Genomic DNA, 12422 nt, shown 5'->3' on the forward strand with positions numbered 1-12422 from the left:
TTTTACAATCGTTCCCTTTTTGCTCGTAATGCAGGATGTCTTTTCCGATCGACAGATAATGGTTTCGGTGATTATGCTATGTGCTATTGCACAAATAATCGTTCATTTGGTGTTTTTCTTGAATGTGGGGTTGAAGACCGAATGCGGTTGGAGTTTTATGTCCATGATTTTTGCGATGATCATTATCGCTATTTGTTTTATTGGGTCAATTTGGGTCATGCATCACCTTAACAATAATATGATGCCAATGAGCCCAGATATGCGTAGCGTTCACTGATAAAAGGAGAGGGAAAGAATGTCCTAGCGTGTTATTCTTATAAGCACACGTAAGGCTTTTATTGTTTAGCTATTTATCCCTCACGTTTTTATTAGGGGGGATAAAAATCTTCTTTTTAATGGAAAAAGTCATAATTTTAGATGTCGGTATATACGATCTTATCTTGCTCCTTTGGTATGTATTGTTGCTTGTTATATGCTTTCCCCATCCATGTTAATGTGCCAATGAGTTTATGTGCGGTTTTCTCCCGCTATTGCGAGGAGAATTAAGGAATGTAAAAACATAGAAAAACACATCAAACGGTGTATATTCTTAGCCTTAAGTTAACATAATACAGGATATCTTTCATAAAATAGATTTGAGATAAGTTGTTCTGTAGCTTAATCCATGTTTCTTCTTTCTTGCTGAAAAGATGAAAATAATATCTTTTTTGGAATTATGGCATTATGTTTTATGGGAATATTATTGATGTGCGTTGGGAAATATGATCTTGTTATCATAAACTGGTCTTTAGGTGTTTATTTTTTTGAATATACAGTGTACAGTTTTGGAGCTGCTTTTAGGATGTTTTCCTGATTTATATGTGAATTGGGGATGGTTTTTATTGCGATGCTGAGTTTATTATAGTCTTTACGGCTGTGAGTTTTTTAACGTCATTTTTATATAGGATACACTGTCTGACATGCCTAAAGAAGAAGTTCTTGAATTTTCCGGTATCGTTTCCGAGTTGTTGCCCAACGCTACGTTTCGTGTAAAACTAATTGAAATCAATGACCGGTCTTCTACAAATCCTGGTGTTTCTGATTCTAATCCTAGTTCCACTGATTCCGCTACTAAGCGTGGTGCAGATATTGTCTCTTGTATTGATGGTGCCGATGTTATCGCTTACACTGCAGGTCGTGTGCGCAAGAATAGGATTCGTATATCAGCAGGAGACAAGGTTCTCGTAGAAATTACTCCATATGATATGACGAGGGCACGCATTACCTATCGTTATAGATGATGATTAAAGTATGCAAAGCTCTGTTGTATATTTTTGTTTCAGATTGTATTTGTAAATAATATCTTGTTTTGGGAAATAAGATTTTGTACAGTTCCCCTTAATTGGGATATGTGGTTGTTGTGGAGAAGCGTAGTTGTTGTCGCTTGAAAATAGGGATTTTATAATCTTGCGTGTAAGTAGGATTTTGAACAGATGTCCATGACTACAAAAAAATCGGATTTTAGTGGTCAGGTGTATCCTTGTCCTGAGTGCGGGGAACATTCCAGGAATGAGTTTTACCCCTTCTGTTCGACACGATGTCGATCGATTGATCTTTCATGCTGGCTTTCTGGTGTATATAGAATCGAGGGAAAAGAAGGGGAAGTCCCTGATAAAGAAGAGGTAGAAGAGAAAACGTCTAGAGATGCAATCATTTGACCATTTTATTATGAAGATCTTTTATGATATCAGTTTAGGTTAATCCCTTTTGGACAGGAATGAAGAAGGCGTCAGGTTGATTAGAGGATAATACGACTAGGTATTTTAGATGCCCAGATAGCTCAGTTGGTAGAGCAACGGACTGAAAATCCGTGTGTCGCCGGTTCAATTCCGGCTCTGGGCACCATATCCTTATGTCAGTGTTTGTTTTTGATGTTGGGGATGTGGGACTCGTAGAATTATTTTTCGTTCAAGACAGTGCTTCGACTGGTTGTATCCGTAATCATGCTCCCTATTTTCTCAATCATTATATATTGAGAGTCCTCTATTTTAATTGCTTGAGAAGAAAAGCGTTTTAGAGAGGTGACATTTGGATAAGTGGATTATAGTAAGTGTTGTTATTATGGTGAAAAGTAGGAATTTTTTTGATATATTTGCAAAGATTAGTCGCGATTTTTTTGTTTTATATATATGTCAGGGATTACCGGTTTCTATTCTTGGAGAGATGTTGTTGTGTATTTTCAGAGGAAAAATCATTGGCTTTGCAGAAATTGTGTTGAAAAAAGTCGCAATAGGTAGTTAAAGATGTATTTTTATATTGTATTTGCGATGCGGTAGTGTTTTGTTTGGACAGTTGTAATTGTTTATATAAACATCGTATGTTTTCCCTTTGCAATCCCTTTGGAAAGCCACTTTGAAAAAAAAATTCCCAATTGTAGTAATGCTTTTTTTTTTTTTGATGGTATCGCAAGCTTTTGCTATCGATCCCGTTAAACTATCTCACAGTGATAGTGCACTAGATTTAACTCGTGCTACAGAGATTTATTCTAATCAGGGTGAATATTTCCAGGTTTCTACTGCAACAGATATAGATGGGATCAGTCGGCGTATTGAGGTGCGTGCAACAAGCCCTGACCATCATGGTAATTGGGCGACTTTTGCATTAGCAAATACGTCTGATAGTCAGCTCGAACGTGTGATTGTTGTGCCATATTTTCGTCTTGTAGGATCGAAATTCTTTTGGCCAGACCTTGGATCTCGTCGGATCATCTCTATCACGCCATCGGAAGGGTTTTCATTAGATCGTTTGCCAGATTCTGATTCAGATGTATTCCGGATAACGATTAATCCTGGGGCTGTGGTTACTTTTGTTATGGAATTAACTGTGCCTAGTTTGCCTCAGATATATCTTTGGGATCCCAATGTTTACAAAGATACGGCAAATTCTTTCACGTTATATCGGGGAATTGTACTTGGAATAGCAGGACTTTTAGCAGTATTCTTGACCATTATTTTTGTAGTAAAGAGCACTTCTATGCTTATGGCTACCGCTATAATGGCTTGGGTCGTTCTTGGATATATTTGTATTGATTTCGGGTTCTTGTCTAAGTTGGTAAATTTTTCATCAGGAGAGCAACAAATTTGGCGGGCTTGTGCTGAAATTTCTTTGTCGTCTTCTTTGATCATTTTTCTTTTTACATATCTTAATTTGAGTCGTTGGCATACCAAGCTTGGGTATATTACGTTCGGTTGGATTTCATTCCTTGCAGTGTTATTTTGTATGTCTTTCTATGCTCCTTCAATAGCAGCAGGTATTGCTCGCATCTCTTTTGCGGGAGTTGTTTTATCAGGAATAGTTTTTATTGTTTGTCTTGGATTCAATCGGTATGACCGTGCTATTTTATTGGTTCCGGCTTGGGCTCTGATTGTGATATGGATGATTGGGGCGTGGATGGCTGTCACTAGACGGCTGGATAATGATATCGTGCAGCCGGCACTTGGTGGTGGTTTGGTACTGATCGTTCTTTTGATAGGTTTTACTGTCATGCAACATGCTTTGGCTGGAGGTGGTATTACTCAGGGACTTTTTTCTGATATGGAACGCCAATCATTGGCTGTTTTCGGTTCAGGAGATATTGTATGGGATTGGGATGTTGTTCGTGATAAAGTAATGACCATTCCGGATATTTCTACGATATTTGGTTTGGTTGCAGGTGCTCTGCATGGACCTATACGTAATTGGCTTCCATACATGCATCCGGATGATCGAGATCGTTTCCGTACTATGCTTGATATTTTTTTGGAACATCGACGAGGAAGATTGAAGTATGAATTTAGGATTCGAGCAGAGGACGGACATTTTCACTGGATTGTTATTCGAGTGCGTCCTGTCTTGGATACTAATGGCGAAATTTTGCGCTGTATCGGGATTGCTAGTGATATAACAGAGCAAAAGAATTCAGTGGAGAGAATTCTTCACGATGCTCTCAAAGACAATCTTACTGGATTGCCAAATCGACAAGTCTTTCTTGATCGTCTAACGACAATTCTCAACTTATCAACAGGTGATGATAATTTGCGTCCGACTGTTGTAGTTATAGACATTGATAAATACAAGCAGATTAATGACATGTTAGGTGTAGCGATTGGAGATAGCATTCTTGTTGCTTTGACGAGGAGGATTTGCCGCTTGCTTAAACCCCAGGACATGCTTTCACGTTTGTCTGGAGATAAATTTGGACTGATTTTTACGTCAGAGAAGGATCCTGTAAAAATTGCCGATTTTGCGAGTACAATCAGCAAGGCTATGATGATGCCTATTCATTTTCCTAATCGTGAAGTTATCCTTACTGCGTCTATCGGTCTTGTTAGCTGGACGAATTCCCGAATTACGGCAGTCGAAATGCTTAATGATGCTGAGTTAGCAATGTGTCGTGCTAAGCATGCAGGAGGGAATCGCATAGAACCTTTTCGACCATCTTTCCGATCCTTTGGGACAGATAGATTGCAAATGAAAGTAGATTTATATCATGCAATAGAAAATTCTGAATTGTATCTCGTCTACCAGCCTATTACACGATTGAAAGATGAGGAGATTGTCGGTTTCGAGGCGCTTATGAGATGGGATCATCCGAAGTTTGGCAATATTCCTCCTTCAGAATTTATTCCTATCGCCGAAGAAGCAGATATGATCAGTGCTGTTAGTTTATTTGTATTAGAGCATGTTGCTGCAGATATTATGAATTGGCGTGATCAGACAGGGGATCTGCCAATTTTTGTGTCCATCAATATTCCTAGTGCACGGCTTCTTGGTAATGAACTGTGTGAAGATATACGAGCCCTCATTTCCAAGACCCTTTGTTCTCCAAGAAGTATTAGGTTGGAATTTGTTGAATCAATTGTGATGGAAAATCCTGAAAAAATCCGATTGCTATTCGGTGAGCTTCAAAAAATAGGAATTGGTTTAACGCTTGATGATTTTGGAACGAAATGTTCATTGTTATCGTATCTTGGACAATTTCCTTTTGATACAGTTAAAATTGATAGAGCTGCAATTACTGGTTCCACGGAAAAGCGTATCGCTGCATTACGCTCGATTATTTCGGTGGCGCGATCTTTGGAAATGGCGATAATTACCAAAGGCATTTCTGGAGAGCTGGATACAAGAGAACTAGCCAGAATGGGCTGTGATTACGGACAAAGCTCTATTTTTAATCCTCCTATGAGATCTAGTTCTGTACTAAGGTTATTGAAAGAAAGATTCCCTCTTGTAAAAAGTGCTTGAATTTTTAAGAAGATCATCTTATGTCTCAATATGAGGAAAGAGACTTTTCGATTATAAATAATATTGTTGAAATTTTCTCTTCAAGATTGAATTATGAGATTCAAATTTTCGCATACATTGATAGAAAAATGACTTTTTTACGCTATATTATATTGTTTTTACGGAGAAAAGAGACTATTAATCCCTGCTGAATTCGCAATATAATTAGGGAAAAAGGTGAGCGAGATTTGAGTTTTATGGGATTCATCTTCCTAAGATGGATTTTGTAATAGTTCGCTTATGATATCCTAAAATATAAATAATTATTTCGAATATGAGATAAGGTCTTCGGAAATTTGAATCACGAAGGTAGATTTTTGGTCTAGATCACAAGATATTTCTCTTTATAGAAAACTCTGAGAAATAATGAAATCAATAAAGCCTGATATAGTAGTGATCTTTACTATATCAACCTATGGAAAAGAGTATTTTGGCTCAAGATCGTAATATATTGAAAGAAATCAATCCTCGGCAAAAGAAGAAAAACAACAATAAATTCGATCAGCAATAACTTGGATTTTAAAGAAATTCGGGGGAGCGATGAATATAAACTCACTCAAGTAAAAAAATACATTGATGATAGATAGAAGCTAATTTCAGAAAAAATCAAGCACCAAGGCAATGAAGAAAAAAGTAGGGAGGTAGAGAAATCAAATACTCACTTTTCTTTCTTTGAGGTTAGATGCCTGTTTAAATCAATCCCCGTGCAAAGAAAACCTCAAAAATCGATAAGATGAAAATGAAACAGGAAGTTAAAAGTATATTGATTTGCTTTGCTTAGGATTTTTTATCAAGAGGTTCAAGTCCTTGTATTTTCCCATCCCTATCTAGCTTTATTTTCTCGATTCTATGTTCTGCAGAGGTTAACAATGCCTCACAGTGCTGTTTCAGAGCTTCGCCACGTTCGTAAATAGAAATAGATTGGTCGAGTGCTACGTCACCTCGTTCGAGTTTTATGACAATATCTTCGAGTTCAGAAATTGCTTTTTCAAAAGATAGATTAGAAAGATCTCCTTGATTGGTTGAATTGTCCATGATTAAGTTTCCCATATATTTGCTTGTTACTCGAGAATGTATTGATCAAAAGAATTTGCTCTATCTGTATAAACATATAAATATCTTTTTGAAAACAGAGAAAAAGGTATTGTGATCAATGTTTTGAATGGAAATTCAAGGATTTTAAAAGGAGAGAATGATAATACACGTGGCTAAAAAGCATCGGGTAGATGTTTTGGAAGTCGCCAAGGAGTCACTGCAATTATGTCATAACGGTACGAAAGGTATTGACCATTTATTTGTTTTGCAATCCATGCTTCTCCGGCTGTTCGAATACGTTTGCGACTGGTATACGAAATAGAATCAATGGCAGCATGAACGGTTTTCCTAGCTTTGACCTCAACAAAAATAACCAGGTTTTTGCGTGAGGCAATGATGTCAATTTCTCCAAAGGGATTACGATAGCGCAATGCTATAATTTTCCAGCCTTTTATTAATAAGAATAAAGCAGAAAAATTTTCAGCGAAACGTCCGTATTGCAGAGCTTTGCGACGATTATGTAACATCTTCAATCTTTTTTCCCAAGACGTGAGTATATAGTTTCTTGCGTGGAATACCAGTAATGCGTGCTGCTTCGCGAGCGGCTTGAGCTTTTGACATTTTCTGACAAAGTGTAGTTAATAAATCATTTAATTCCTGTTCATCCATTATTTCAGGATTTTTTTCAGGAGGTCCTATTACTAAGACAATTTCTCCTTTTATTGTAGTCCTTTTACTAAAAATAACGATAAGGTTTTCAACAGTATCACGTTGAAATTCTTCATATACCTTTGTTATTTCACGACATACCGTTGCCGGACGATTTTTCCCTAAAATATCCGCAATATCGATTAAAGTTTCAAGTATGCGATGAGGAGATTCAAAGAAAATGAGAGTAGCAGATATGGTGATCAAGGATAGTAGTTTATCACGTCTTGCTTTGCTTTTAGAGGACAAGAATCCTATAAAAAGAAAAGAATTGCTTGGTAATCCGGATCCTACTAGAGCTGCCAGAGGCGCTGATGATCCGGGAATCGGAATGACTCGATGTCCTCCCTGTATAGCAAGATTTACCACATGATATCCGGGATCTGATATCATAGGTGTGCCTGCATCAGAAACTAGTGCTATCGAAAGGTTCTTTTGCAAAGATTCTAAGAGATATTCTCCCATTTTTTTGGAATTGTGTTCGTGATATGGACACAATTTGGTGTGTATTCCATAATGCTTGAGAAAGATGCCAGTTAAGCGGGTATCCTCACAAGCTACAACATCTACTGTAGATAACACATTAAGCGCACGGATGGTTATATCTTCTAGATTCCCGATGGGGGTTGATACTATATAGAGTCCTGAATCTAAAGGTTTTTTTGTAAATATCCTATCTAAAAAGAAAGGGGATAATTTTTGTATTTCATCTTGGATGAGTGGCATAATGGTTTCGGATCATCTTTATAGTTGGAAAAGATATTACAACAGGAAAATACACATAATATAACCCTGACTTGATTACATTACAGTAAGCTACATCACAATATTGGATGGTATGTATAAAAGTTGTTCAGTGTATATTAAATGCTATGCATCCGTTTTTAAACGCTCTGAACAATACTATAATTTGTCAAATTTTATCAAGGGAACGGTATTGAGGCACGGAAATAATTGAAGTGCAAAGAGTTTTAAAAAGAATATTCCCGCCGCATAATCAGCTATACATATAGATATATTATTTTAAAAATCAATATCAAAGTCATTAAGATTCCACGAACGTAGCAATTCTGATATAGAGATATTTTATGTTTGTCCATGACATTATGCAATATTTGATTCGACAAGTTCCTTGCGTATCATAGAGCGTAATGTATCAATCGAATATAATACTCCATCTTTTTCAAAATGCCAAAAATTCCAGCCGTTACAAACATCTGAACCACTGACTTTGGCGCCGATACGATGGATAGAGCCTGATTCAGTGCCGGAAATCAAGGTGCCATCGACTCGTACAAGGGCGCTTACACTACGTTTGGCATTTGTTAGAATCTGTCCTGGTTTTATGTGTCCGCGTTCTACAAGTAAATTAAAAGCAATACGGGGTTGAGATTTCTTTCTTGTCATAACTGTTAATTCAACGCTTCCCCAGGGTTTAACAGCTGCGATACGTTCGGTTGCAACGTTAATGTAATCTTGCTCCATTTCTATGCCAATGAAGTGTCTTCCAAGTTTTTTGGCAACGGCACCAGTTGTGCCAGATCCAAAAAATGGGTCTAGGATGATATCTCCAGGTTTTGTCGAAGCCATCAAAATGCGCGATAAAAGAGCTTCAGGCTTTTGGGTGGCATGCAATTTCTGACCATCTTTATCGCGCAGACGCTCCGCGCCGGTACAAATGGGGAATAGCCAGTCAGAGCGCATTTGAACGTCTTCATTAGCGGCTTTCAAGGATTCGTAGTTGAATGTGTAGTTTTTGGATTTTGGCGAAGGAGAAGCCCAAATGAGAGTTTCGTGGGCGTTTTGGAAGCGACAACCTCTAAAATTTGGCATAGGGTTTGATTTTCTCCATATAACGTCATTTAGTATCCAAAAATTGAGATTTTGAAGCATCGTACCAATACGGAAAATATTGTGGTACGATCCTATTACCCATAATGTTCCATTGGACTTGAGAACTCGGCGACAAGCCAAAAGCCATGAACGAGTGAATGCATCGTAAGCCTCAAAAGAAGAAAACTTATCCCAATCATCGGTTACAGCATTTACAAGAGAATTATCCGGTCGATGGAGTTTTCCGCCTAGCTGAAGATTATAAGGAGGATCTGCAAAAATGAGATCAACGGATTTTTCTGGTAACTTTGCTAGGGTTGATATACTTTCCCCTTTGATTATTTTGTCTTTCCAAGAAAAGATGGGGTTTTGATAACCTTTATTAACAATACAGTTGTCTTTTTTCATGAAGAATTACTTTATACCTGAGTTAAATACATATTCTGTTGTTATATGGTTACTGAATATGGTTTATAAAAGGTTAATTTAATCTATGTTTGGGACATTTCAGCTGTAAGACTACGATAATTTTTTAAGAAATAGTGTCTTTCACAGGAAGTGTTTATTGAATTGGATTTATTGATTAATTGCTATAATCTCTTTCTAGGGATCTTTCGAATGGAGATTTTCCTGTTTTAAAACAAAAAGTGAAGTCAGATTTGATAGATCATCTTTTAATACGAGGAGAAGAAAATTTTGTAGGCAAATGATTTCATGTAGTAGTGAATTTTGTAGTCTACTCTTCCGGAGAATAAGGAAGTGCAATTTTTCGAATCTCCTTTTTTAAAATTTATTGTTTTGCCGAAAAAGTAGCAGTAATCTAGAGAAAGAATCCAATCTTCAGGATGGTTTTATGAAATATGTTTCAACACGCAATACTCGTCTAAGCCTGGATTTTTGCAATGCAATACTTTCTGGATTATCAGAAGATGGAGGATTGTATATGCCAGAAGAGTATCCTCGATTTTCGGAACAGGATATCAGGTCACTACGAGGTTTAAGTTATGAGGACATAGCGTTATTTGTGATTCAGCCTTTTATTGAAGGGGAGATTTCATCCAAGAAACTTAAGGCAATAATCGGTCATGCATATCGTGGTTTTCGGCATACTGCGATAACACCGCTTGTGCAAATGGATAAAAATAATTTTGTGTTAGAATTATTTCATGGGCCGACGTTGTCATTTAAAGATATTGCTATGCAGTTACTTGCAGGATTGATTGAGCATATTTTAGAAGAACGGGATCAATATACGACAATAGTAGGAGCAACCTCTGGGGATACGGGTGCTGCAGCAATTGAAGCATTCGCAGGGAGGAAGAGGACCAATATTTTTATTTTATTCCCCAAAGACAGGATTTCACTTGTTCAACAGAAGCAGATGACGACGTCTAGAGCTAGTAATGCTCATGTCATTGCGATAGACGGTAGTTTTGATGATTGTCAGAGATTGGTCAAAGAATTATTTGCAGATGTGAGTTTTCGTAAGTCGGTTAATTTATCAGGAATTAATTCCATAAATTGGGCCCGTATTATGGCGCAGATCGTTTATTATTTTGTCTCTTCTGTTGCTCTTGGTGCACCGGATCGCAGTGTATCATTCAGTGTTCCAACAGGAAATTTTGGTGACATTTTTGCGGGATATTCTGCGATACTTATGGGATTGCCTCTAGAAAAGTTGATCATCGCAACGAATGATAATGATACACTTGTTCGTATGCTTGAGACAGGAATATATAAACCAGGCAAGGTAAAAGCCACAACATCACCTGCAATGGATATACAAATCTCCTCTAACCTTGAAAGGTTGTTATTTGAGGTTAGTAATAAAGATTCTCTTTTCGTGCGAGAGGTAATGGAAACTTTGAAAAATCAGAAACATTTCCAACTTTCCTCCAAACATCTCAAAACGATACGTCGTTTTTTTTCTGCTAGAAGTGCTTCCGAGAACATTGTAAATGATGTCATTTCTTCTGTTCTAGAGAAATCTAATTACTTGGTTGATCCACATACAGCTATTGGTATCTATGCTGCATCAAGATACGATGATATCTCAGTCCCAACAGTAATCCTTTCTACAGCACATCCCGCAAAGTTCCCGGATGTGGTGGAAAAAGCTTCGGGTGTTACACCAATCCTTCCTAAGTTTTTGGAAGGGATCACGGAAAGATTTGAACGTTTTGAGATGATGGATAATGATATCGAGAAAATCAAATGTTTTATAAATAGCAGGAAATTTGGAGGTAAAAATTGACACTTAGGATCGGCAAAACATCTTCCGGAATAACAGTGATAACTGAGTCTATGTCGCACGTTAAAAGTGCATATGTTGGGATGAATATTCGTTCTGGTGCCCGAGACGAGAGAGAAGAAGAGCATGGGATAGCACATTTTCTTGAGCACATGTTATTCAGAGGTACGTCTCGGCGTACTGCTAAAGAGATAGTAGAGGAGATCGAAAAGGTGGGAGGGGATATCAACGCTTATACATCTGTTGAGAAAACTTCTTATCATATTCGAATTTTAAAAGAGGATATTCCTTTAGCTATTGATATTTTGGGAGATATGTTAAGTAATTCTATTTTTGATCCAAGTGATATAGAGCGCGAGAAAAATATCGTTATTGAAGAAATTGGTATGGCAGAAGATGATCCTTGGGTTTTTCTTTATGATAATTTTTTAGAAACGGTTTGGAGGGATCAAATTGTAGGGAGATCGATTTTAGGTAAACGGGAGACGGTTTCGTCTTTCACGTTCGAAAAAATTTCCTCTTATATGTCACGCAATTATACATCTGATCGTGTATTTGTGGTTGGTGTTGGAGCAGTTGACCATGTTTCTTTTGTTCGCAAGGTAGAAAATTGTTTTAAAGCATTCCCAATTTTAGAAAAAAAAGCAAATCAGAAGCCGGCTTTATATGTTGGCGGAGAATATACTCGGAAACGAGATCTCTCAGAGGCACACATTGCTTTAGGATTTATGGGATGTGCGTATCAATCTCATGATTTTTATCCAACGCAGATACTTGCATCTATTCTTGGAGGCGGGATGTCTTCGCGTCTTTTCCAGGAAATTCGTGAAAAACGCGGATTATGCTATACGATAGCAGCGCATCATAGTAATTTTTCCGATAATGGTGTTTTTTGTATTACTGCTGCAACAGCTAAAGAAAGCCTTGTGGAGATGATGTTTTCAATCATTGAGGTTATACGTTCTACATTAAAGAATATAAAGCAAAGTGAAATAGATAAAGTATGTGCAAAAATCCGTGCACAATTGATAATGAATCAGGAAGACTTGGATTTCCGTGCATCAGAAATTACTAAACAAGTAATGTTTTGCGGAAAGGTGCTTTGCAATAAGGAAATAATTGAGGAAATATCAGCTATTACATGTAAAGACGTTGTTGCTTTAGCAGAACGAATATTTGACAGTCCTCTGACTCTTTCATCTCTGGGACCTATTGATAGTATGCCTTCAGCGGATGAGCTAATGCGATCTTTGAAAACTTTATAATTTTCGGATAATTTTTTCCTAAAAATATG

11 protein-coding genes and 1 tRNA gene are annotated in these 12422 nt (G+C 37.3%); 8 read left to right on the plus strand and 4 right to left on the minus strand.

Annotated elements, in window-relative coordinates:
- Positions 1-58: 58 nt before the first annotated feature.
- The 6 genes from H0G72_RS01200 (at position 59) to H0G72_RS01230 (ending at position 5262) form a co-directional block, all read left to right on the plus strand.
- Positions 59-277, plus strand: a complete 219-nt coding sequence (locus H0G72_RS01200; protein WP_259345084.1) for a hypothetical protein — start codon at positions 59-61, stop codon at positions 275-277.
- A gap of 682 nt (positions 278-959) precedes the next feature.
- Positions 960-1280: a translation initiation factor IF-1 gene (locus tag H0G72_RS06400; protein WP_259345081.1), complete on the plus strand. Its 321-nt coding sequence runs from the start codon at positions 960-962 to the stop codon at positions 1278-1280.
- A gap of 198 nt (positions 1281-1478) precedes the next feature.
- Positions 1479-1697 carry a DNA gyrase inhibitor YacG gene (yacG, locus tag H0G72_RS01215; RefSeq protein ID WP_409049306.1) on the plus strand — a complete coding sequence of 73 codons (219 nt, stop codon included), beginning with the start codon at positions 1479-1481 and terminating at the stop codon, positions 1695-1697.
- A gap of 111 nt (positions 1698-1808) precedes the next feature.
- Positions 1809-1884 (plus strand) — tRNA-Phe (locus H0G72_RS01220).
- Between the two features lie 216 nt (positions 1885-2100).
- On the plus strand, positions 2101-2280 hold the full coding sequence (locus H0G72_RS01225) for a hypothetical protein (protein ID WP_182016809.1): 180 nt from the start codon (positions 2101-2103) through the stop codon (positions 2278-2280).
- A 138-nt stretch (positions 2281-2418) separates the two neighbouring features.
- Positions 2419-5262, plus strand: coding sequence for an EAL domain-containing protein (locus H0G72_RS01230; RefSeq protein ID WP_182016879.1), 2844 nt, complete (start codon positions 2419-2421; stop codon positions 5260-5262).
- Between the two features lie 816 nt (positions 5263-6078).
- On the opposite strand, the gene H0G72_RS01235 is transcribed toward H0G72_RS01230, so the two are convergent.
- The 4 genes from H0G72_RS01235 to H0G72_RS01250 all read right to left on the minus strand — a co-directional run bounded on the left by H0G72_RS01235 (position 6079) and on the right by H0G72_RS01250 (position 9285).
- Positions 6079-6336 carry an exodeoxyribonuclease VII small subunit gene (locus tag H0G72_RS01235; RefSeq protein WP_182016811.1) on the minus strand — a complete coding sequence of 86 codons (258 nt, stop codon included), beginning with the start codon at positions 6334-6336 and terminating at the stop codon, positions 6079-6081.
- 173 nt (positions 6337-6509) lie between these two features.
- Positions 6510-6863, minus strand: a complete 354-nt coding sequence (locus tag H0G72_RS01240; protein WP_182016813.1) for a YraN family protein — start codon at positions 6861-6863, stop codon at positions 6510-6512.
- Positions 6853-7770: a 16S rRNA (cytidine(1402)-2'-O)-methyltransferase gene (gene rsmI / locus H0G72_RS01245; protein WP_182016815.1), complete on the minus strand. Its 918-nt coding sequence runs from the start codon at positions 7768-7770 to the stop codon at positions 6853-6855. Before rsmI ends, H0G72_RS01240 begins: the two co-directional genes overlap by 11 nt.
- 378 nt (positions 7771-8148) lie before the next feature.
- Positions 8149-9285 carry a site-specific DNA-methyltransferase gene (locus H0G72_RS01250; protein ID WP_182016817.1) on the minus strand — a complete coding sequence of 379 codons (1137 nt, stop codon included), beginning with the start codon at positions 9283-9285 and terminating at the stop codon, positions 8149-8151.
- Positions 9286-9730: 445 nt separating this feature from the next.
- Between H0G72_RS01250 and thrC the strand changes: the two genes are divergently transcribed.
- Complete coding sequence (gene thrC, locus H0G72_RS01255) at positions 9731-11131, plus strand: threonine synthase (protein ID WP_182016819.1); 1401 nt, start codon at positions 9731-9733, stop codon at positions 11129-11131.
- Positions 11128-12393 (plus strand): M16 family metallopeptidase, encoded by a 1266-nt coding sequence (locus tag H0G72_RS01260; RefSeq protein ID WP_182016821.1) that lies wholly within the window; start codon positions 11128-11130, stop codon positions 12391-12393. The genes thrC and H0G72_RS01260 overlap by 4 nt, the downstream gene beginning before the upstream one ends.
- The last annotated feature ends 29 nt before the right edge of the window (positions 12394-12422 follow it).

Source organism: Candidatus Liberibacter sp. (genome assembly GCF_014048425.1).
In the GTDB taxonomy this organism is placed as follows: Bacteria; Pseudomonadota; Alphaproteobacteria; order Rhizobiales; family Rhizobiaceae; genus Liberibacter.

Bases quoted from the DNA above. Each gene is read 5' to 3' on its own strand.
- H0G72_RS01225 (WP_182016809.1), top strand. From the start codon at position 2,101: ATGGTGAAAAGTAGGAATTTTTTTGATATATTTGCAAAGATTAGTCGC.
- H0G72_RS01250 (WP_182016817.1), bottom strand. From the start codon at position 9,285: ATGAAAAAAGACAACTGTATTGTTAATAAAGGTTATCAAAACCCCATC.
- yacG (WP_409049306.1), top strand. From the start codon at position 1,479: ATGACTACAAAAAAATCGGATTTTAGTGGTCAGGTGTATCCTTGTCCT.
- thrC (WP_182016819.1), top strand. From the start codon at position 9,731: ATGAAATATGTTTCAACACGCAATACTCGTCTAAGCCTGGATTTTTGC.
- H0G72_RS01230 (WP_182016879.1), top strand. From the start codon at position 2,419: ATGCTTTTTTTTTTTTTGATGGTATCGCAAGCTTTTGCTATCGATCCC.
- H0G72_RS06400 (WP_259345081.1), top strand. From the start codon at position 960: ATGCCTAAAGAAGAAGTTCTTGAATTTTCCGGTATCGTTTCCGAGTTG.
- H0G72_RS01240 (WP_182016813.1), bottom strand. From the start codon at position 6,863: ATGTTACATAATCGTCGCAAAGCTCTGCAATACGGACGTTTCGCTGAA.
- H0G72_RS01200 (WP_259345084.1), top strand. From the start codon at position 59: ATGGTTTCGGTGATTATGCTATGTGCTATTGCACAAATAATCGTTCAT.
- rsmI (WP_182016815.1), bottom strand. From the start codon at position 7,770: ATGCCACTCATCCAAGATGAAATACAAAAATTATCCCCTTTCTTTTTA.
- H0G72_RS01235 (WP_182016811.1), bottom strand. From the start codon at position 6,336: ATGGACAATTCAACCAATCAAGGAGATCTTTCTAATCTATCTTTTGAA.